The sequence below is a fragment of the Curtobacterium sp. MCLR17_043 genome (assembly GCF_003224215.1).
Taxonomy (GTDB): domain Bacteria; phylum Actinomycetota; class Actinomycetes; order Actinomycetales; family Microbacteriaceae; genus Curtobacterium; species Curtobacterium flaccumfaciens.
This window is the reverse complement of sequence record NZ_QKLH01000003.1, coordinates 86,138-105,827: the sequence shown is the minus strand read 5'-3', so window position 1 is coordinate 105,827 and position 19,690 is coordinate 86,138. Positions and strand designations below refer to the sequence as shown.

Here is a 19,690-nt window from a genome sequence, read left to right as displayed (position 1 = left end):
GCGGCTAACGTTACCGGGTGAACTCTCCGCGTCCCCGGCTCGACCCCGCCGTCGCCGAGACCCGCCTGGCGGTCCGCGACCTGCTCGCCGCAGCCGTCGACGACGGCGTGGTCGCCGCAGGCGACCTGGTCCTCGTCGCACTGAGCGGCGGACCGGACTCCCTCGCCCTGGCGGCGGCCACCGCGTTCGAAGCGGGCAAGCAGGGTCTGCGGGCCGGGGCAGTGGTCGTCGACCACGCGCTCCAGGCGGGCTCCGAGGCGGTCGCGAGCCGCGCCTCCCGGCAGGCATCCGAGCTGGGACTGGACCCGGTGACGGTCCGCAGGGTCACGGTCGGCTCCGACGGTGGTCCGGAAGGCGCCGCCCGGGAGGCCCGCCACGCGTCGATCGCCGAGGTCGCCGCCGCCACCGGGTCACCCCTGGTGCTGCTGGGCCACACCCTGGACGACCAGGCCGAGACGGTGCTGCTCGGCCTGCTGCGCGGCAGCGGGCCGGACAGCCTGTCCGGCATGCAACCGCTCGCCCGACGCGACGGCGGTCCGGCGTACGGCCGGCCGCTCCTGTCGGTCCGGCGCCACGTGACCCGGCAGGCGTGCGCCGCAGCGGGGCTGGCGCCGTGGCGCGACCCGCAGAACGACGACCCCGCGTACGCACGGGTGCGGGTGCGGAACACCCTGCTGCCGGTGCTCGAACGGGAGCTCGGTGCCGGGGTGCCCGAGGCCCTGGCCCGCACGGCCGACCAGCTGCGCGAGGACTCCGCGGCGCTGGACCACTTCGCCGAGGAGATCGCGGAGGACATCGCCGAGCACTCCGAGGCGGGCATCTCGCTGTCGGTGCGGGCGCTCGGGGCGAACCCGCCGGCGCTCCGGCAGCGACTCGTGCGCCTGGCGGTGGAGAGCGAGTTCGGGGTGACGTTGTCGCGCGTCCAGACGCTCGAGGTCTGCCGGCTGGTCACGGACTGGAGCGGACAGGGCCCGATCGACCTGCCGGGCGTCCGTGCCACGCGGACCGGCGACCGCATCGAGTTCAGCGCCGGTTAGGCTGGCGTGGTGGAACTCTCCGACGTCCAGGCAGACCTGTCCGAAGTGCTCTTCACCCCCGAGCAGATCGACGAGAAGCTCGCCGAGCTCGCGGCGGTCGTCGACGCCGACTACGCGGGCCGCGACCCGCTGCTCGTCGGGGTGCTCAAGGGTGCCGTCATGGTGATGGCGGACTTCTCGCGCCACCTCAAGATGCAGGCGCGGATGGACTGGATGGCGGTGTCGTCGTACGGCTCCGGCACGAAGTCGTCCGGCGTGGTGCGGATCCTCAAGGACCTCGACACCGACCTGCACGGGCGCGACGTCCTGATCGTCGAGGACATCATCGACTCCGGTCTGACCCTGTCGTGGCTCAAGCAGAACCTGCAGTCCCGTGGTGCCGCGAGCGTCGAGATCGTCGCCCTGCTGCGCAAGCCCGAGGCCGCCAAGGTCGAGGTCGACGTGAAGTACGTGGGCTTCGACATCCCCGACGCCTTCGTGGTCGGGTACGGCCTGGACTACGACGAGCGCTACCGCAACCTGCGCGGCGTCGGCGTCCTCGCTCCGCACGTCTACTCCTGACGGGCGGCCCGCCGCGCTCGGGTCGCACTCGGCCGACTCTGGCCCGGGGGTGAGTTCGCCCGCAGAGGACACCCATTCTCGCCACAGAATCGCGGCCGTATGCTGACCTGCACGCAACTTCGGCAGAGAAAGGTGTCGGGCACTCGCGCCCGGATCACATGAACTTCAAGCGCATCTTCCGCGGCCCGTACCTCTACGTGCTGATCGCGCTGGCGGGCATCTTCATCGGCTGGAGCGTCATCAGCCAGGGCAGCACGCAAGAGATCGACACCCAGAAGGGTCTCGAGCAGCTCTCCGATGACAAGGTCTCGTCCGCGACCATCAACTCCACCGAGCAGCGGGTCGACCTCGTCCTGAAGGACGGCGACAAGCAGGAGCAGTTCTACTACTCCACGCCCCGCGGCGAAGAGGTCGTCCAGGCAGTCAACGACGCCAACCTGCCGGACGGCTACAACGACCGCGTCGCCCAGGGCAACTGGTTCCTGTCGCTGCTCGGCATCCTGCTGCCGTTCCTGATCATCGGTGCCCTGTTCTGGTTCCTGCTCTCGAGCGCCCAGGGTGGCGGCTCGAAGGTCATGCAGTTCGGCAAGTCGAAGGCCAAGATCAACAACAAGGAGAACCCGCAGGTGTCGTTCGCCGACGTCGCGGGTGCCGACGAGGCGATCGAAGAACTCCACGAGATCAAGGAGTTCCTCAAGGAGCCCGCGAAGTTCCAGGCCGTCGGGGCGAAGATCCCGAAGGGCGTGCTGCTGTACGGCCCTCCCGGAACCGGCAAGACCCTGCTCGCCCGCGCCGTCGCAGGTGAAGCCGGCGTGCCGTTCTACTCGATCTCCGGTTCGGACTTCGTCGAGATGTTCGTCGGTGTCGGTGCGAGCCGTGTCCGCGACCTCTTCGAGCAGGCCAAGGCGAACTCGCCGGCCATCGTCTTCATCGACGAGATCGACGCCGTCGGTCGTCACCGTGGTGCCGGCATCGGCGGTGGCAACGACGAGCGCGAGCAGACGCTGAACCAGCTCCTGGTCGAGATGGACGGCTTCGACGGCAAGACGAACGTCATCCTCATCGCCGCGACGAACCGTCCCGACGTGCTCGATCCCGCGCTCCTGCGCCCCGGTCGCTTCGACCGCCAGATCGGTGTCGACGCCCCGGGTCTCGCCGGCCGCAAGCAGATCCTCGAGGTGCACGCGAAGGGCAAGCCGCTCGCCGCGAGCGTCGACCTCGAGCTGCTCGCCCGCAAGACGCCGGGCTTCACCGGTGCCGACCTGGCGAACGTCCTGAACGAGGCAGCTCTGCTGACCGCGCGCTCGAACGCGCAGCTCATCGACAACCGGGCCCTCGACGAGGCCGTGGACCGCGTGATGGCCGGCCCGCAGCGCCGGACCCGGATCATGTCCGACCAGGAACGCCTGATCACCGCGTACCACGAGGGCGGCCACGCCCTGGCGGCAGCGGCGATGCGGCACACCGACCCGGTCACGAAGATCACGATCCTGCCCCGCGGCCGTGCCCTCGGCTACACGATGGTGCTCCCGCTCGAGGACAAGTACTCGGTCACCCGCAACGAGCTCCTCGACCAGCTCACCTACGCCATGGGTGGTCGCGTCGCCGAGGAGATCGTCTTCCACGACCCGACCACTGGCGCCTCGAACGACATCGAGAAGGCCACCGGCACCGCCCGCAAGATGGTGACCGAGTACGGCATGAGCCAGGCCGTCGGGTCCGTCAAGCTCGGGTCCGGCTCGAGCGAGCCGTTCGTCGGCCGTGACATGAGCGGTGGCACCGGTCGCGACTACTCGGAGACCATCGCCCAGACGGTCGACGCCGAAACCCGCGCCCTGCTCGAGGCAGCGCACGACGAGGCGTACCAGGTGCTCAACGACAACCGCGACATCCTCGACCGCCTGGCCGGCGAGCTCCTCGAGAAGGAGACGCTCGACGCCCCGGAGCTCGTGGAGATCTTCAAGGACGTCCGCAAGCTGCCGGAGCGCCCGCAGTGGCTCTCCAGCGACAAGCGCCCGGTCAGCAACCTGCCCGCGATCGACGTGCCCGGCAAGGCCGCCTCGACCGCAGCGGACCCGTCGGACTCCGAGTCGACCTCGAAGACCCGTCGTCGCCCGTTCGGCAACCCGGGTATCGCCCCCGCGTAGGCCGGCATGACCGAGCTGCCGACGCGACGAGAGCGTCGACTCGCCGAGGTGAGTCGTGCCCGCGCCGCCGCCGCCGAACCGGCGACGGTCGCGATCGACCTCCGTGCACCCCAGCCGGTGCCCGAGGTCGTGACCGGCCGTCGCCGTGACCGCGGTGGTCCGGCCGAGGAGCGCACCCGGGTGCTCGGCATCCTCAACGTCACCCCCGACTCGTTCAGCGACGGCGGGCTGCACCAGGCCTACGACGCCGCCGTGCAGCACGCACGGGACCTCGTCGCCGCCGGTGCGGACGTCATCGACGTCGGTGGGGAGTCCACCCGCCCCGGTTCCGAGCGCGTGCCCGTGCCGGTCGAGCAGGAACGGGTGCTGCCGGTCGTGCAGCAGCTCGTGGCCGAAGGCATCCCGGTCAGCGTCGACACGATGAACGCCGCAACGGCCGAGCGTGCCGTCGACCTCGGTGCCGCCATCGTCAACGACGTCTCCGGTGGGCTCGCCGACCCGGACATGGCCCGGGTCGTGGCGTCGACGGGCGTCGGCTTCGTCGTCATGCACTGGCGCGGCCACAGCGACCGGATGTACCGCAACGCCGAGTACACCCACGCGGTCGAGGAGGTCCGGCGCGAGGTCGAGCTCCGAGTCGCCGAACTCATCGTGCTCGGCGTCCGGCAGGAGCAGGTCGTCATCGACCCGGGCCTCGGCTTCGCCAAGCACGGCGTGCAGAACTGGGAGATCCTGGCCGGCTACGAGCGCTTCGCCTCGATCGGCCTGCCGGTGCTCGTCGCCGCCTCACGCAAGCGGTTCCTCGACGGTGTCGGGAGCCCCGAGGGTGCCCCGCCCAGGGAGCGCGACCTCGCCACCGCCGCCATCAGCCTGCTCGCCGCCGAACGCGGCGCGTGGGGTGTGCGCGTGCACGACCCGGCACCGACCCGTGCCGTGCTCGACGTCTGGGACGCCTGGAGGGCAGCTCGATCGTGAACGACACCATCCGACTCACCGGGGTCCGCGCCCGCGGACACCACGGCGTCTTCGACCACGAGCGCGAGGACGGCCAGGACTTCGTCGTCGACGTCGCCGTGGAGCTCGACGCCCGCGCCGCCTCGGGCAGCGACGACCTCGACGCCACCGTGCACTACGGCGTCCTCGCCGAGCAGGTCGTCGCCGAGATCGAACGCGACCCGGTCGACCTGATCGAGACCCTGGCCGAGCGCATCGCCGCGGCCGTGCTGACCCACCGAGCCGCACTCGCGACCGAGGTCACGGTGCACAAGCCGCAGGCCCCGATCACCGTGCCGTTCACCGACGTCTCGATCACCATCCGGCGTGCCCGCGGCGCCACGGTGCCGGACGAGGAAGAAGAATGACCCACCGGGTCGTCGTCGCCCTCGGAGCGAACCTCGGCGACCGGGGGAGCACGCTCCGCGCCGCCGCCACCGCGATCGCCGCCCTGCCCGGGGTCGGGCCGGTGGCCTCGAGCCGCGAGGTCGAGTCGGTCGCCGTGACCCTGGACGGCCTCGACACGTCGAAGCCCCGCTACCGGAACGCCGTCGTGGTCGTCGACACCGACCTCGAGCCGCAGGCCTTCCTCGACGCCCTGCACGGCATCGAGGACGCCCACGGCCGCACGCGCGCGGTCCGGTGGGGCGACCGCACCCTGGACCTCGACATCGTCACGGTGGACGACCTGCGGATCGCCACGGACACCCTGGTCGTGCCCCACCCCCGGGCAGCGGAGCGCGCGTTCGTGCTCGCCCCATGGCTCGACGCGGACCCCGAGGCCGTCCTGCCCGGTGCCGGACCGGTGGCCGACCTGCTCGCCGCGGTGGGGGACGACACCGAGCGCGTCGACGAGCCGCGCCTGTTCGCGGAGCCGGCACGGGCCTCCCGGCCTGCGGGGAGCGCGACGAGCGCATGAAGCCCACCCGTGCCTCCACGCTGATCAGCATCGCCGTCGTGACGGTGGTCGCCGGCTTCGCACTCGACGCCGTCCTGGCGTCGCGCCAGCTGCCGACGTTCCTGTTCTCGATCCCGCTCGGCGTCACGCTCGCGTTCATCGGCGTCGCCGTCGTGCTCATGGCACGCCCGGTGCGCCGGCACGCGCGCGACGGCGCTGGACGCCAGCGGCCGGTCGACCCGCTCTACGCGACGCGGGTCGTCGTGCTCGCGAAGGCGTCCAGCATCTGCGGCACGCTGCTCGGCGGGTTCGCCCTCGGCCTCGTGCTGTACCTGCTGACCCGTTCCGCGACGCCTTCGCTAGGCTCGACCCTGCCGAACGTGATCGCCGTCGGGGGCGGGATCGTCCTGACGGTCTGCGCACTCGTGGCGGAGCGCATGTGCATCGCACCTCCGGGTGACGACGACGACCGTGACGATCCCCGCAACGGTTCGACGACGGTGAACTGACCGAGCAACCCCAGGAGGCCCGCGATGCCGCGTGAACGACTCGACGAGCCCGGCCTCGGCCTCGGTGGGATCGCCTGGCAGCGGGTGTCCGCGAAGCTCGTGTGGACCGAACTCATCACCACGCTCGTGATCGGTGTCGTGCTCACCGCGGGCTGCGTCCTCATCGGGATCGTCACCGACGGCTTCGGTTCCGGGGCCGGCACGGTCTGGCTCTCCATCGGCATCGTGGTGGCGGTCACCACGGCGATCACCGCCGCGCTCACGCCCCGACGGGTCCGGGCCATCGGCTACGCGCTCCGTGACGACGACCTGGTCGTGCGCCGCGGCCTCATGTGGCAGCGCTTCACGGCGGTCCCGTACGGCCGGATGCAGCTCGTCGACGTCGCCCGCGGGCCGCTCGACCGGGCGCTCGGCATGAGCGAGCTGAAGTTCGTCACCGCCGCGGCTGCGACGAACGTCCGGATCCCGGGTGTCCCGGCAGCGGACGCCGACGAGCTGCGCGACCGCCTCGTCGAGCTCGCCGAGTCCCGTCGCGCCGGACTGTAGGGGTCGTCCGTGACCTTCCGACCGGGCACCCCGCCCCCTGCTCCGCCCGCCCCGCCCACCCGGGGCAACGCGGCCGCTGCGGCGCCCCTGACCGACGGCGAGTGGCACCGCCTGCACCCGCTCACCCCGCTGCTCAAGGGCGGGATCTTCCTCATCGTCATCCTCGGCTACGTGCTGAACAGCCTGCGTGACCAGCTCGTCGAGTTCTTCATCCCGGGCGAGCAGCAGGAGGACGGTGACCCGGTCCGGTACGTGTACGAGCACGGCGTCGTCGGCTGGGTCCTGCTCGGCATCGTGGTGCTGCTCGTGGTGCTGATCGGGTTGTTCTACCTGTCCTGGCGCATGCACGAGTTCCGCGTCACCGGGGAGATCGTCGAGGTGCGCTCGGGCGTGCTGTTCCGGAACCACCGCAAGGCCCGGCTCGACCGGATCCAGGGCATCAACATCCAGCGACCGCTCGTGCCCCGGGTGTTCGGTACCGCCAAGCTCGAGATCGCGCAGGCCGGCAACGACGCCAACGTGCAGCTCGCCTACCTCGGGGCCCGCGCCGCCGACGACCTGCGGCAGCGGATCCTGGTGCTGGCGTCCGGCGCGAAGGACGACGACGGCCACGGCGGTCCGTCGCGGCAGTCGCACGGAGCGCTGCAGGACCGCGTCGACGAGATGTTCTCGCCCGAGCTCGACCCGGCAGCCGTGCACGCGACCCGCATCGTCAAGGTGCGCCCGGGGCGGCTCATCGCCTCGATGCTGTTGTCCGGCACGACGCTGTTCCTGGTGCTCGTCATCGCCGCGATGATCGTCAGCGTCGCCCTCACCGGTGAGTACGGCCTGCTGTTCGGGCTGTTCCCCGCCGTGCTCGGTGCCGGCGGCTACTACGTCCGCAAGTTCTCCCGTTCGCTGCAGTACACGATCGCCGAGACCCGCGACGGCATCCGGATCGGCTTCGGGCTGGTCTCGACGTCGAACGAGACGCTGCCGCCCGGCCGCATCCACGCCGTCAGCGTCGCGCAGCCGCTGCTGTGGCGTCCGTTCGGCTGGTGGGACATCCGCATCAACCGTGCGACGAGCGCCGGCAACGGGGCGTCGAGCAACCAGCAGGTGTCCTCGATCGTGCTGCCCGTCGGTACCACGGCGGACGTCCGCGAGGTCCTCGACATCATCCTGCCCGGGCTCGTCGGCACCGTCGTCGCCGGCCCCGAGGCGTCGCAGGAAGCCCTGCGCGAGGGGGCGGCCGAAGCCGTGGACGTCGTCGACGACAGCCTCACCACCTCGGGCGACCGCGGCGGCTTCGTGCACTCCCCACGCCGTGGCGCCTGGCTCCGTCCGTTCGCGTTCCGGCGCAACGGCTACCGGTTCGTGCAGGGTGCGGTGCTGCTGCGGCTCGGTGCCGTGTGGCGCTCGCTCGTCATCGTGCCGCTTCCCCGGGTGCAGAGCGTCAAGGTCGAGCAGGGTCCCCTCGAGCGTGCCCTGCGGCTCGCAGCCGTCCACGTCCACACCGTGGCCGGTCCGGTCTCGGCCCGCATCGGCGCGCTCGACGCGCGTGACGCGCAGCGCCTGTGGTCGGAGACGACGCAGCGTGCCGTCGAGGCGGCCGCGGTCGACACGACGCACCGCTGGCGCGAACGGGAGGCCCGTCCCGCGGCCGCCGCGCACGCTGCCGCCGACACCGTGCCCGGGTCCGGAGCCCCCGCCGGGCAGGCGGCGCACCGGTCCGGCGCCGTCCCTACCGGCTGGGACGACGTCCCACCGACCGGAGCCGCACGATGAGGGCCGGGCGCCTCGGGGTCGGCATCGTCGGCGCCGGACGGGTCGGACCCGTCCTCGGAGCAGCCCTGGCGAACGCGGAGCACGCCGTCGTCGGGGTGACCGCCGTGTCCGAGGAGGGCCGTGACCGCGCCGAGGCCATGCTGCCCGGCGCCCCGGTGCTCGCGACGCCCGACCTGGTCGAGCGGAGCGAACTCGTGCTGCTCGCGGTGCCGGACGACCAGCTCGCCTCGCTCGTGCAGGGGCTGGCGGACGCCGGGATCTGGCAGCCGGGGCAGCTCGTCGTGCACACCAGCCCGGACCACGGCGTCGGCATCCTCGCCCCGGCGATGGCGGCCGGTGCGATCCCGCTGGCGATCCACCCCGCCATGGCCTTCACGGGCACGAGCGTCGACCTGTCCCGGCTGCGCGACGCGTACTGCGCGGTGACCGCCCCGGCGCCCGTCCTGCCGATCGCGCAGGCGCTCGTGGTCGAGATGGGGGCCGAACCGTTCGTCGTGGCCGAGGGTGACCGGCCCGCCTACGCCGATGCGGTGCGGGCCGCCGTGAGCTTCTCGACCGCGATCGTCGACCAGTCGGCAGGCACCCTGTCCGGCATCGGCGTCGAACACCCGGGTCGCGTCCTCGGTGCGCTCGTCCGCTCCGCCGTCGACAACGCGCTCACCGCCGCCGACGGGCAGTCGACGCTCTAGCGGTTCGGGGGCGGGACCGCGGCGCGGGGAGGAGGTCGGGGCCGGGCGCTCGAGCGGTCACGACTCCCCGCTCAGTTCCGCCGAGTGGTCACGACCTGTCGGCTGCGCGTGCTCAAGCCGACGGATCGTGACCGGTGGGCGTGGTGCGGGCGGGGAGTTGTGACCGCGGTCTCGGGCGGGCACGGTTCGGGGGCGGGACCGCGGCGCGGGTAGCATTTCCCCCGACCCCCACGACCATCGGAGCCGCACCCGCATGACCGACGAGACCGTCACCCCCGACACCGCGATCGCCGACGCCGCCGCACTGGCCGAGCAGGAGACCAGCGAGCAGCGACAGGTCCGGCTCGACAAGCGGGCGAAGCTGCTGGAGTCGGGCATCGAGGCGTACCCCGCCGAGCTCCCCATCACCACGACGATCCCGGCCGTGCGTGAGCAGTACGCGCACCTGGAGACCGGCGAGGAGACCCAGGACGTCGTGGGCATCGCGGGTCGTGTGGTGTTCTCGCGCAACACCGGCAAGCTCTGCTTCGCGTCCCTGCAGTCCGGCGACGGCTCGCGCATCCAGGCGATGGTCTCCCTGGCCGAGGTGGGGGACGAGTCCCTCGCCCGCTGGAAGGAGTTCGTCGACCTGGGCGACCACGTGTTCGTGCACGGCCGGGTGATCTCCTCGCGCCGCGGCGAGCTGTCGATCATGGTCGACGACTGGGCGATCGCGGCGAAGGCGATCCTGCCGCTGCCGAACCTGCACAACGAGCTCAACGAGGAGACGCGGGTCCGCCAGCGCTACCTCGACCTCATCGTCCGCGACGAGGCCCGCGCCACCGTGCGTGCCCGCGCTGCTGTGATGGCCTCGCTCCGCCAGACCTTCACCGCGCACGAGTACCTCGAGGTCGAGACCCCGATGCTGCAGACCCAGCACGGCGGCGCCTCGGCACGACCGTTCGTGACGCACTCGAACGCGTTCGACACCGAGCTGTTCCTGCGCATCGCACCCGAGCTGTTCCTGAAGCGCGCCGTCGTCGGTGGCATCGACCGGGTGTTCGAGATCAACCGCAACTTCCGGAACGAGGGTGCCGACTCGTCGCACTCGCCCGAGTTCGCGATGGTCGAGGCGTACCAGGCGTACGGCAACTACGAGCAGATGGCCGACCTGACGCAGGAGCTCGTGCAGAACGCGACCCGCGCGGTCACCGGTGGTGCGCTCGAGGTGACCCTGCCCGACGGCAGCACCTACGACCTGGGTGGCGAGTGGCCCCGCATCGACATGTACGGCTCGCTGTCCGAGGCCGCGGGGCGCGAGATCAGCCCGGAGACCCCGCTGTCCGAGCTGCAGGCGCTCGCCGAGGCCGAGGGCGTCGAGGTCGCCCACGCCACGCACGGCAAGTACGTCGAGGAGCTCTGGGAGCACTTCGTCATCGACTCGCTCGACCGCCCGACCTTCGTGATGAACTTCCCGGTCGACACCTCGCCGCTCACCCGGCAGCACCGCACCCGTCCGGGCGTCGTCGAGAAGTGGGACCTGTACGTTCGCGGCTTCGAGCTCGGCACGGCGTACTCGGAGCTCGTCGACCCGGTCGTGCAGCGGGAGCGGTTCGTCGAGCAGGCGAAGCTCGCGGCCGGCGGTGACCTCGAGGCGATGCGCGTCGACGAGGACTTCCTGCGGGCACTGGAGCACGCGATGCCCCCGTCGGGCGGCATGGGCATGGGGATCGACCGCCTGCTCATGGCCATCACGGGCCTGGGCATCCGCGAGACGATCCTGTTCCCGCTGGTCAAGTAGCTCCCGGTCCACCGGGGTACGATGCTCGGGTGCCTGAAGGAGTCGTAAGCGGGATCGTCTTCGCCCTGACGCCGACCATCGTCGTCGGCCTGATCTTCTGGTTCGTGATGCGCGCGATCATGCGTGCCGACCGGACCGAGCGAGCCGCGTACGCCAAGGTCGAGGCCGAGGAGCGCGCCCGCTTCGAGCGGGAGCACGGTCGCCCCGCACCGGCTCCGACGTCGGCCGAGTAGCCGCCCGCGCACGATCCACTTCACCCCGTGTTCACCGCGCGGTGTGATCCTGTCGCGCATGCCCACCGTCCCGGAGTCCGCCGCCGGCGTCGATGACCTCGACGACCTCGACGTGGAGGACGCCTTCGGACACCCGGCGTCCGGGGCGTCCGTCTCGCCCGTCGGCAGTGACGACGGACCCCTCGACGACGAGGGTGACGTCGACGACCTCGACGTCTGAGCGCCGACGGACCGACACACACCGTTCACCTCGCCGACGCGTGCCGGGGTGAGCATCGTCCGCATGGCAACCACCGCACATCCCTTCACGGGCCGCAGCCTCGTCGGTGACATCGAGAGCGAGTACGACGAGTTCGACCGAGACGCAGACCTCGAGGTCTCCAAGCGCCGGGACGGGTGGCTCGAACCCTCCTGGTGACCCCCACCCATTCGGTATTCGGGGTACGACGACCAGATCGCACTGATCCGGTCGGACGTACCCCTTTTGCATGTCCGGAGTACGCAGTCGCCTGGGGTACACGATCGGAAACGCTGGTGAAACACGGCTGCAACGCCGGAAACACGGCGTTATCCGCTTGATCCAGGGCCGATTGGGGGACCAGACTGTCGGTGGGCTGTACCCCGCGGGGGACGCTTTCGATGATGAAGCACGGAGAACCCTGAGAATCGCTCCGAACGATTTGTGGGGTACACCTCCGGGCCGCTTTACTCATCAGCACCCCCCGGCAACGCCCCACGAAGCCATCACCGTCGAACGCAGGGAGAAACACCATGACGATCGCAACGGCTGCACCCAGCACCACCCGCCGCACCGCCACCAAGAAGGCATCGGCATCGAAGACCGCGACCGCCGAGTCCGCCACCACCTCCCTCGACACCGAGGTCGAGGCCGACGAGCAGCTCGCCGGTGTCCGCGGCGCCTCGGTCGACCAGGTCGGCGACTACCTCCGTCACATCGGCCGTCTCTCGCTCCTCACCGCCGAGGAAGAAGCGCAGATCGCACGCCGCATCGAGGTCGGGCTCTTCGCCGAAGAGAAGCTCGCCACCGAGAAGGGTCTCGCGAAGACCCTGCAGCGTGAACTCCGCTGGCTCGTCCGTGACGGTGAGCGCGCCAAGGAGCGCATGATCACCTCGAACCTCCGCCTCGTCGTGAGCATCGCCAAGCGGTACTCGCAGCGTGGCCTGCCCTTCATGGACGTCATCCAGGAAGGCAACCTCGGCCTGGTCCGTGCGGTCGAGAAGTTCGACTTCACGCAGGGCTACAAGTTCTCGACCTACGCCACCTGGTGGATCCGCCAGGCCATCTCGCGTGGTCTCGCCGACAAGGCACGCACGATCCGCATCCCGGTGCACACCGTCGAGCTCATCAACAAGATCTCGCGCACCGAGCGTGACCTGACCGTCGACCTCGGCCGTGCGCCGATGCCGGAGGAAGTGGCCGCCGAGCTGAGCATGAGCGTCGAGGAACTCGTCGACCTCAAGGGCCGCTCGCACGAGCCGGTCTCGATCCACACCGTGGTCGGCGACTCCGACGACAGCGAACTTGGTGACTTCATCGAGGACGAGGACGCCGCGAGCCCGAACGAGCTCACCGAGACGACGCTGCTGCACCGCGACATCCGCTCCATCGTCGCCGAGCTGCCCAGCGACGAGGCGAACGTCATCCGCATGCGCTACGGCCTGGACGACGACAAGCCGATGACCCTCGACGAGATCTCGAAGATCGTGCACACGACCCGCCAGGCCGTCAGCCGAGTGGAGTCGCGCGCCAAGCTGCGTCTGTTCGCCAAGGCGGTCTCGCAGGACATGCAGCTGTACCTGACCGACTAGGTCAGTGGACTTCGGCCGGCACGTTCACCCGTGCCGGCGCGGGGAAACCGGGTCGTTCTGTGGGAAGACGATTCGGTGGGGTGATGGGACGGCCCGCTCGAGCACTGCTCGAGCGGGCCATTCACGTTCCCGGAGCCGGAGCCGGAGCCGGAGCCGGAGCCGGGGCCGGAGCCATAGCCAGGGCCAGCCCCGGCGCGGCGTCAGTCGTCGATCTCGCGCCGGAGCTTCTGCCGCAGGTCACTCGGGATGAGCTCGACCAGCTGGTCGGGCCGCACCGGCAGGTCGAGCAGGCTGAGCTTCACGCGTCCGGTGCCCCCGTGCCGCTCGGCGTCGAGGCGCACCACGCTCCCGGCGTCCTTCCGGAGCCGCATGTCGATCTGTGCCCCGGTGGCCACCTCGCCGACCACGAGCCCGTCCACCTCGAGCGCAGCGCTCCTGGTGCCCTCGGCGATGTCGAACCGGTAGCGCTCCCGCGCGGCGAGCACCACCGAGCGGTCGATCCCGGCCATCGGCGCGACCGGCGTCACCACCGAGCCGGACAGCGCGGGGGAGAGCACCGGCCCACCGGCGGCGTAGTTGTACGCGGTGGAGCCGGCCGGGGTCGCTGCCACGATGGCGTCGGCCCGGTAGTACCCGTACCCGAGGCCCCCGACGCTGAGGTCGGCCGACACCTGCCCGGAGCCCGGCCGTCGCACGATGGTCAGGTCGTTGAACGCCAGGTAGTCGGTGCGGGCACCACCCCAGGACAACCGGGCCTCGAGCGCGTGGTGCGGCTCGAGCTGGTACTCGCCGGCGGACAACCGCTCCAGCGCGCTCTCGAGCTCGGGCGGCTCGATCTCGACCAGGAACCCGACGTTGCCGTAGTTCACGCCGAGGACGGGCACCGGGCGCTTGGCCACGAGCCGCATCGCGCCGAGCATGGTGCCGTCGCCGCCGAGGGCCACGACCAGGTCGACGCGGTCCGTGAAGTCGTCGTCGTCGACCACGTCGACCCCGCCGCCGATGCGCTGGGCGTCCGCACGCCGGGCGAGCAGCTCGCCCTGGCCGGACGCGTTCCAGCGCTGCAGGGTCGTCACGGACTCCTGCACGTTCTTGGTCGGGTGGACGACGAGGCCGACGACGGGCTGCTCCATGACCGGATCGTACCGAGCAGACCTCCGATGCGGGCTGTCTCTTCGCAGAGACATGCGATATTCTGAATACATGCAGACCGCTCAGCTCTCCGTCGCCCTCCCTTCCGTCCGGCACGGCCGCGAGATCGTGCTGCTCGCCGACCTCGAATCCCACGAGTCCGGCTTCGGCTTCGTCGACGCCGAACACCTGCTGCTGGCCGCCGTCACGCTCTGCGCCGGCATGCCCCGCTTCCGCCCCGTCCTCGACGCCCACCGGATCACCCCGGACACCGTCCGCTCCGGCATCCGCGCCTTCGTCGGTGCCCACACCACCTGCCCCGGCGAACACGACCGCGTCGCGTGCACGCCCGCCGCGATGCGCGTGCTCGCCCGCGCCGCGACGATCGCCGGCCGTTCGGAGCGCATCCGGCCACCGCACGTCGTCCTCGCCGTGCTCGACTCGGTCGACGATCCGCTCGCCGGTTCGGCGCACGACGTCCTCGACGCCCTGGGCGTCGACGCGCGCCGCTTCCGGCGCGACCTGCGTCGCGCGGTGCGGCGCGCCTGACCCGGCCCGACCGACAAGCGGACTGGAGGCCCGTGGCGATCCCGCCACGGGCCTCCAGTCCGTCTCGTCCGTCTCGTCGTTCGCTCACTGCGCACAAGACGCACCCTGGTCACGCCCACGGCGAACAGGGGCAGCCCCCGGGGGGAGCGCTGGCTACTCTCGAAGTACTTGGCCGGACTCACACGAGACCGGCACAGCGTCGGCTCCGCTCATCAGGGGCCAAGGGAGAGCACATGTTCGAGAGATTCACCGACCGGGCCCGTCGTGTTGTCGTCCTCGCTCAAGAAGAAGCGAAGATGCTCAACCACAACTACATCGGCACCGAGCACATCCTCCTCGGCCTCATCCACGAGGGCGAGGGCGTCGCCGCCAAGGCGCTGGAGTCGCTGGGCATCTCGCTCGACGCCGTGCGCGAGCAGGTCCAGGACATCATCGGGCAGGGCCAGCAGCAGCCGACCGGGCACATCCCGTTCACGCCGCGCGCCAAGAAGGTGCTCGAGCTGTCCCTGCGCGAGGCGCTGCAGCTCGGCCACAACTACATCGGCACGGAGCACATCCTGCTCGGCCTGATCCGCGAGGGCGAGGGTGTCGCAGCCCAGGTCCTCGTGAAGCTCGGCGCCGACCTGAACCGGGTGCGCCAGCAGGTCATCCAGCTCCTGTCCGGCTACCAGGGCAAGGAAGCGGTCGCCGTCGGCGGCGAGCAGCAGCAGAACGCGCAGCAGGGTTCGCAGGTCCTCGACCAGTTCGGTCGGAACCTCACCCAGGCCGCGCGTGACGGCAAGCTCGACCCCGTCATCGGGCGCGAGAAGGAGATGGAGCGGGTCATGCAGATCCTCTCCCGTCGCTCCAAGAACAACCCCGTCCTGATCGGTGAGCCCGGCGTCGGCAAGACCGCCGTCGTCGAGGGCCTCGCCCAGGCGATCGTCAAGGGCGACGTGCCCGAGACGCTGAAGGACAAGCAGCTCTACTCGCTCGACCTCGGGTCGCTCATCGCCGGGTCCCGCTACCGCGGTGACTTCGAGGAGCGCCTGAAGAAGGTCACGAAGGAGATCCGCACCCGCGGCGACATCATCGTCTTCATCGACGAGATCCACACGCTCGTCGGTGCCGGTGCAGCCGAGGGCGCGATCGACGCGGCCTCGATCCTCAAGCCGCTCCTCGCCCGCGGTGAGCTCCAGACCATCGGTGCCACCACGCTCGACGAGTACCGCAAGCACTTCGAGAAGGACGCCGCACTCGAGCGTCGCTTCCAGCCGGTGCAGGTCAACGAGCCGTCGCTGCCCCACGCGATCAACATCCTCAAGGGTCTGCGCGACAAGTACGAGGCGTTCCACAAGGTGTCCATCACCGACGGCGCGATCGTCGCCGCGGCGAACCTGGCGGACCGCTACGTGCAGGACCGCTTCCTGCCGGACAAGGCCATCGACCTGATCGACGAGGCCGGCGCTCGCCTGCGTCTGTCGATCCTGTCGGCGCCGCCGGAGCTCCGCGAGTTCGACGAGAAGATCTCGACGGTCCGCGGGTCGAAGGAAGCCGCCATCGAGGAGCAGGACTTCGAGAAGGCCGCGAGCCTGCGCGACGAGGAGAAGAAGCTCCTCGGCGAGCGTCTCCGCCTCGAGAAGCAGTGGCGTGCGGGTGACGTCGCCGCGTCCGGCACCGTCGACGAGGGCATCATCGCCGAGGTCCTGGCCCAGGCCACGGGCATCCCGGTGTTCAAGCTCACCGAAGAGGAGACCTCGCGTCTCGTCTTCATGGAGAAGGCACTGCACGAGCGCGTCATCGGTCAGGAAGAGGCCATCTCGGCCCTGTCCAAGACCATCCGCCGTACCCGTGCCGGCCTGAAGGACCCGAACCGTCCCTCCGGCTCGTTCATCTTCGCCGGCCCCACGGGCGTCGGGAAGACCGAGCTCGCCAAGGCCCTCGCCGAGTTCCTGTTCGACGACGAGGGTGCGCTGATCTCCCTCGACATGTCGGAGTTCGGTGAGAAGCACACCGTGTCCCGCCTGTTCGGTGCCCCTCCCGGGTTCGTCGGGTTCGAGGAGGGCGGCCAGCTCACCGAGAAGGTGCGCCGCAAGCCGTTCTCCGTGGTCCTGTTCGACGAGATCGAGAAGGCCCACCCGGACATCTTCAACTCGCTGCTGCAGGTGCTCGAGGAAGGCCGTCTCACCGACGGTCAGGGCCGCGTGGTCGACTTCAAGAACACCGTCATCATCATGACCACGAACCTCGGTTCGCAGGGCATCGCCGGTGGCCCGGTGGGCTTCCAGGTCGAGGGTGACTCGGCCGTCGGCTACGACCGCATGCGCGGCAAGGTCAACGAGGAGCTCAAGAAGCACTTCAAGCCCGAGTTCCTGAACCGTGTCGACGACACGATCGTGTTCCCGCAGCTGTCGCAGCCCGAGCTGCTGCAGATCGTGGACCTGTTCGTGAAGCGTCTGGCCGACCGCCTGCTCGACCGCGACATGACCGTCGAGCTCACGCTGCCGGCCAAGGAGCAGCTCATCAAGGTCGGGTTCGACCCGTCCCTCGGTGCTCGGCCACTGCGTCGCGCGATGCAGCACGAGGTCGAGGACCAGCTGTCCGAGCACATCCTGCAGGGTGAGCTCAACGCTGGCGACCACGTGAAGGTCGACTTCGTCGACGGTGCGTTCCACTTCGAGACCGGGCGTCAGCCGGGCCGCGAAGAGGTCCTCGCCGGTGCAGCCGCGGTCGAGGCCGCGACCGACACGCCCCAGGGTGAGATCGAGTCCTAGGACCTGACACCCCACGGACAGGAGGCTCGGTGCCAGCTGGCACCGGGCCTCCTGTCCGTTCTCGGGTCGCGTTCAGATCCCGCATCGCCGATCTGCGCGTCCTTCCGGCCACGGACCCCCGTCCGGGGGTACTGTGATGACAACGCGCGAGACGTTCCCCCCAACTCCTCGCGCGTCGCGCTCGATCGGTTCCCCCCAACGGATCGAGACGCAGCCGGCCCCGGTCTGTTCGCAGACCGGGGCCGTTGCACGTTCGGGGACGGTGTCGGTCGTCCGTGCGGGCGGGCGCCCGTGGCGTCAGGCGGCGTCGGGCAGCTGTGCGGCGAAGTCGCGGACGGCGCGCTCCCAGCGCTCCGGGGCCTCGTTCCACTCGAGCGTGTGCGGTGCCGTGCGGAACGTGACCGTGCTGGCGCCCTGCCGCGCGGCGACGGCGGCGACGTCGTCGGCGGCGACCAGGGCGTCGGCCTCGGAGCGGATCAGCAGCGTCGGCGTCGACGAGTCCTGCCACGTGGTCGTCGTCACGGGGGTCGGGGCCCCGGCGAGCCGTGACAGCACGTTCGTGGTCGCGATGCGGGCGGCGACCGTGCCGACGAACGCGGGCAGGTGCGCACCGCGGACGGCCCCGCGGAGTGCCGAGGCGACGTCGAGCAGGGGTGAGACGGCCACGAGGCCGTCGATGTCGACGCGTGCGGCGGCGACGGAGCAGGCGAGCGCGCCGGCGGACCAGCCCTGCAGCACGACGCGCTGAGCGCCACGGGCCCGGGCGGCGCGGACGGCGGCGACGATGCGGTCCGCTGCACCGGCGTCGAGGGAGCGGAGCGGCAGGTCAGTGGTGTCGACGACCTCGGACGAGGCGCCGAGCGAACGCCAGACGCCGACACCGCGCAGGACCTGGCGCGGGCCGAGGGACTGCCCGTGCACGTGGACCACGTGGGTCGTGGCGGCCTCGGGCTCGGTGCCGGGCACGTCGTCCGGTCCGTCGTACCGCAGGGCGTCCCAGCCCCACGCACCGGTCGCCACGGGGGCGGTGACGCTGCGGTGGACGGTGTCACCGTCGCTGCCGGCCCCGGTCGCCGTGCTCGCGGTGGTGATCGCGCCGACCTGCACCCGGGTGTCGTCGCGCTGCAGGTCGTAGGTGCCCGGCAGGCGGGTGTCGCGGGTGGCGGTCAGCTCGACCTCGGTGTCCGTGGCGCTGCGGACCGTGGCCGTGGCCGTGTACGGCGTCGGGAACAGCAGCCGTCGTGCGACGAAGGCGCCGAGTCCGAGCGTGCCGACCGCTCCTGCTGCGGTGCCGAGTGCCGTGATGCGTGCGCCGGTCATGTGATCTCCCTGAGTCGTGCCGTGGTGAGCGTCGCAGCGGCCGGAACGTCCTGCCCGGCCTCGCGCGCGCGGTCTTCGATCTCGACGGAGAGCCGGTGCTGCCGACTCCGCCACTGGCGACGCTGCCACACGATCGTGAAGTAGAGCCCGGTGTTGCCCGATGCTGTCTCGAGCCGCCGGAGTTCCGGTTCGAGCACGCGGAACCGGCGTCGGGCGGCCCGCCAGTCGCGGAACTCCCGTGCGGCGTCGGGCAGCACCCCGCCGGCCGCGCCGATGGCGAGCAGGACCATCGAGCCGAGGAACACCGGGGTGTAGAGCTTCGACAGGACCCCGACCGCACCGTCGGCGCCGGCGACGTGCACGGCGTCGAGAGCGATCGCGATGCCGGCGAGCAGCACGAGGCCGCCGGCACCGACGACGAAGAGCCAGTACAGGCGGCCGAGCCCGTCACCGCTCCGGTAGCCGCGCAGCACGGCGACGGCCGACCGGGCGATGACGATGGCGATGTAGGTCATTTCCACCGCCGAGTAGAGCGCGGTCGGCAGCTGGTCGCCGTAGGCCACCATGAACTGCGCCGTCGGGGTCGGTGCGTCGATGAGGCTGAACAGCACGACGAGGGCGACGAGCACGAGCACGCAGCCGATGATGCGGCTGGCGCGCAGGAGCTTGGCGGAGCGTGCCGCAGCCTCGACCGACTGCGCGAGGGCGAACATGCCGCACACCATCAGGCAGCGGCCGATCAAGTCGGCGATGTTCGGCACGTGCGTCACGCCGGCGAGGAACGTCGTGACGTCGGGCTGGTTGATCGTGAGCCCGACGGCGACGCAGCTGCAGCAGACCATCAGCCAGGTGACGCTGGCGGACTGGGTGCGCACCAGGAGCAGCCGGGCGACCAGCACCGCCAGGATCAGCCAGACCGGGATCGACCCCCAGACGTGCAGCGTCAC

Annotated in this window: 20 protein-coding genes; 17 read left to right on the top strand and 3 right to left on the bottom strand. The window is 70.9% G+C overall.

Annotated features, from left to right (window positions below; genetic code table 11):
• Positions 1–17: 17 nt before the first annotated feature.
• The 15 genes from tilS to DEJ03_RS03765 all read left to right on the top strand — a co-directional run bounded on the left by tilS (position 18) and on the right by DEJ03_RS03765 (position 12,990).
• Positions 18–1,037, top strand: coding sequence for a tRNA lysidine(34) synthetase TilS (gene tilS / locus DEJ03_RS03825; protein WP_110863571.1), 1,020 nt, complete (start codon positions 18–20; stop codon positions 1,035–1,037).
• Positions 1,038–1,046: 9 nt separating this feature from the next.
• On the top strand, positions 1,047–1,598 hold the full coding sequence (gene hpt, locus DEJ03_RS03820; RefSeq protein ID WP_017887686.1) for a hypoxanthine phosphoribosyltransferase: 552 nt from the start codon (positions 1,047–1,049) through the stop codon (positions 1,596–1,598).
• Between the two features lie 158 nt (positions 1,599–1,756).
• Positions 1,757–3,745 carry an ATP-dependent zinc metalloprotease FtsH gene (ftsH, locus tag DEJ03_RS03815; protein WP_027467057.1) on the top strand — a complete coding sequence of 663 codons (1,989 nt, stop codon included), beginning with the start codon at positions 1,757–1,759 and terminating at the stop codon, positions 3,743–3,745.
• Between the two features lie 6 nt (positions 3,746–3,751).
• Complete coding sequence (gene folP, locus DEJ03_RS03810; RefSeq protein ID WP_173032459.1) at positions 3,752–4,720, top strand: dihydropteroate synthase; 969 nt, start codon at positions 3,752–3,754, stop codon at positions 4,718–4,720.
• On the top strand, positions 4,717–5,106 hold the full coding sequence (gene folB, locus DEJ03_RS03805) for a dihydroneopterin aldolase (protein ID WP_071404507.1): 390 nt from the start codon (positions 4,717–4,719) through the stop codon (positions 5,104–5,106). Before folP ends, folB begins: the two co-directional genes overlap by 4 nt.
• Positions 5,103–5,657, top strand: a complete 555-nt coding sequence (folK, locus tag DEJ03_RS03800) for a 2-amino-4-hydroxy-6-hydroxymethyldihydropteridine diphosphokinase (protein ID WP_110863570.1) — start codon at positions 5,103–5,105, stop codon at positions 5,655–5,657. The genes folB and folK overlap by 4 nt, the downstream gene beginning before the upstream one ends.
• Positions 5,654–6,145, top strand: coding sequence for a DUF3180 domain-containing protein (locus DEJ03_RS03795; RefSeq protein WP_071404509.1), 492 nt, complete (start codon positions 5,654–5,656; stop codon positions 6,143–6,145). Before folK ends, DEJ03_RS03795 begins: the two co-directional genes overlap by 4 nt.
• 24 nt (positions 6,146–6,169) lie before the next feature.
• On the top strand, positions 6,170–6,691 hold the full coding sequence (locus DEJ03_RS03790) for a PH domain-containing protein (RefSeq protein ID WP_110863569.1): 522 nt from the start codon (positions 6,170–6,172) through the stop codon (positions 6,689–6,691).
• Between the two features lie 9 nt (positions 6,692–6,700).
• On the top strand, positions 6,701–8,458 hold the full coding sequence (locus DEJ03_RS03785; protein WP_110863568.1) for a PH domain-containing protein: 1,758 nt from the start codon (positions 6,701–6,703) through the stop codon (positions 8,456–8,458).
• Positions 8,455–9,147, top strand: a complete 693-nt coding sequence (locus tag DEJ03_RS03780; RefSeq protein WP_031260037.1) for a Rossmann-like and DUF2520 domain-containing protein — start codon at positions 8,455–8,457, stop codon at positions 9,145–9,147. Before DEJ03_RS03785 ends, DEJ03_RS03780 begins: the two co-directional genes overlap by 4 nt.
• Positions 9,148–9,400: 253 nt before the next feature.
• Positions 9,401–10,927 (top strand): lysine--tRNA ligase, encoded by a 1,527-nt coding sequence (gene lysS, locus DEJ03_RS03775; protein ID WP_110863567.1) that lies wholly within the window; start codon positions 9,401–9,403, stop codon positions 10,925–10,927.
• A gap of 29 nt (positions 10,928–10,956) precedes the next feature.
• Positions 10,957–11,160: a hypothetical protein gene (locus DEJ03_RS03770; RefSeq protein WP_071245264.1), complete on the top strand. Its 204-nt coding sequence runs from the start codon at positions 10,957–10,959 to the stop codon at positions 11,158–11,160.
• Positions 11,161–11,218: 58 nt separating this feature from the next.
• On the top strand, positions 11,219–11,380 hold the full coding sequence (locus DEJ03_RS17830; RefSeq protein WP_181422597.1) for a hypothetical protein: 162 nt from the start codon (positions 11,219–11,221) through the stop codon (positions 11,378–11,380).
• Positions 11,381–11,443: 63 nt separating this feature from the next.
• Positions 11,444–11,578 (top strand): hypothetical protein, encoded by a 135-nt coding sequence (locus DEJ03_RS18195; protein WP_258320880.1) that lies wholly within the window; start codon positions 11,444–11,446, stop codon positions 11,576–11,578.
• A 353-nt stretch (positions 11,579–11,931) separates the two neighbouring features.
• On the top strand, positions 11,932–12,990 hold the full coding sequence (locus DEJ03_RS03765; RefSeq protein ID WP_035809350.1) for a sigma-70 family RNA polymerase sigma factor: 1,059 nt from the start codon (positions 11,932–11,934) through the stop codon (positions 12,988–12,990).
• 200 nt (positions 12,991–13,190) lie between these two features.
• Here the strand turns inward: DEJ03_RS03765 and DEJ03_RS03760 are convergent, their stop codons facing one another.
• Positions 13,191–14,123, bottom strand: coding sequence for an NAD(+)/NADH kinase (locus DEJ03_RS03760; protein WP_110863566.1), 933 nt, complete (start codon positions 14,121–14,123; stop codon positions 13,191–13,193).
• Positions 14,124–14,193: 70 nt separating this feature from the next.
• Here DEJ03_RS03760 and DEJ03_RS03755 point away from each other — a divergent pair, with 70 nt between their 5' ends.
• Together DEJ03_RS03755 and DEJ03_RS03750 are read left to right on the top strand one after the other, a co-directional pair.
• A complete protein-coding gene (locus tag DEJ03_RS03755; RefSeq protein ID WP_181422596.1) occupies positions 14,194–14,670 on the top strand; it encodes a Clp protease N-terminal domain-containing protein in 477 nt (158 codons plus the stop codon).
• 233 nt (positions 14,671–14,903) lie between these two features.
• Complete coding sequence (locus DEJ03_RS03750) at positions 14,904–17,423, top strand: ATP-dependent Clp protease ATP-binding subunit (protein ID WP_027467068.1); 2,520 nt, start codon at positions 14,904–14,906, stop codon at positions 17,421–17,423.
• A 297-nt stretch (positions 17,424–17,720) separates the two neighbouring features.
• Here DEJ03_RS03750 and DEJ03_RS03745 read toward each other — a convergent pair whose 3' ends face one another.
• Both DEJ03_RS03745 and DEJ03_RS03740 read right to left on the bottom strand, forming a co-directional pair.
• Positions 17,721–18,743, bottom strand: a complete 1,023-nt coding sequence (locus tag DEJ03_RS03745) for a hypothetical protein (RefSeq protein ID WP_110863564.1) — start codon at positions 18,741–18,743, stop codon at positions 17,721–17,723.
• Positions 18,740–19,690 carry a hypothetical protein gene (locus tag DEJ03_RS03740; RefSeq protein ID WP_110863563.1) on the bottom strand — a complete coding sequence of 317 codons (951 nt, stop codon included), beginning with the start codon at positions 19,688–19,690 and terminating at the stop codon, positions 18,740–18,742. Before DEJ03_RS03740 ends, DEJ03_RS03745 begins: the two co-directional genes overlap by 4 nt.

What these genes read in the sequence shown, in the direction of transcription:
- ftsH (WP_027467057.1), top strand. Translation starts at nt 1,757, where the DNA reads ATGAACTTCAAGCGCATCTTCCGCGGCCCGTACCTCTACGTGCTGATC.
- folP (WP_173032459.1), top strand. Translation starts at nt 3,752, where the DNA reads ATGACCGAGCTGCCGACGCGACGAGAGCGTCGACTCGCCGAGGTGAGT.
- folK (WP_110863570.1), top strand. Translation starts at nt 5,103, where the DNA reads ATGACCCACCGGGTCGTCGTCGCCCTCGGAGCGAACCTCGGCGACCGG.
- DEJ03_RS03795 (WP_071404509.1), top strand. Translation starts at nt 5,654, where the DNA reads ATGAAGCCCACCCGTGCCTCCACGCTGATCAGCATCGCCGTCGTGACG.
- DEJ03_RS03790 (WP_110863569.1), top strand. Translation starts at nt 6,170, where the DNA reads ATGCCGCGTGAACGACTCGACGAGCCCGGCCTCGGCCTCGGTGGGATC.
- DEJ03_RS03780 (WP_031260037.1), top strand. Translation starts at nt 8,455, where the DNA reads ATGAGGGCCGGGCGCCTCGGGGTCGGCATCGTCGGCGCCGGACGGGTC.
- lysS (WP_110863567.1), top strand. Translation starts at nt 9,401, where the DNA reads ATGACCGACGAGACCGTCACCCCCGACACCGCGATCGCCGACGCCGCC.
- DEJ03_RS17830 (WP_181422597.1), top strand. Translation starts at nt 11,219, where the DNA reads ATGCCCACCGTCCCGGAGTCCGCCGCCGGCGTCGATGACCTCGACGAC.
- DEJ03_RS18195 (WP_258320880.1), top strand. Translation starts at nt 11,444, where the DNA reads ATGGCAACCACCGCACATCCCTTCACGGGCCGCAGCCTCGTCGGTGAC.
- DEJ03_RS03765 (WP_035809350.1), top strand. Translation starts at nt 11,932, where the DNA reads ATGACGATCGCAACGGCTGCACCCAGCACCACCCGCCGCACCGCCACC.
- DEJ03_RS03760 (WP_110863566.1), bottom strand. Translation starts at nt 14,123, where the DNA reads ATGGAGCAGCCCGTCGTCGGCCTCGTCGTCCACCCGACCAAGAACGTG.
- DEJ03_RS03755 (WP_181422596.1), top strand. Translation starts at nt 14,194, where the DNA reads ATGCAGACCGCTCAGCTCTCCGTCGCCCTCCCTTCCGTCCGGCACGGC.
- DEJ03_RS03750 (WP_027467068.1), top strand. Translation starts at nt 14,904, where the DNA reads ATGTTCGAGAGATTCACCGACCGGGCCCGTCGTGTTGTCGTCCTCGCT.
- DEJ03_RS03745 (WP_110863564.1), bottom strand. Translation starts at nt 18,743, where the DNA reads ATGACCGGCGCACGCATCACGGCACTCGGCACCGCAGCAGGAGCGGTC.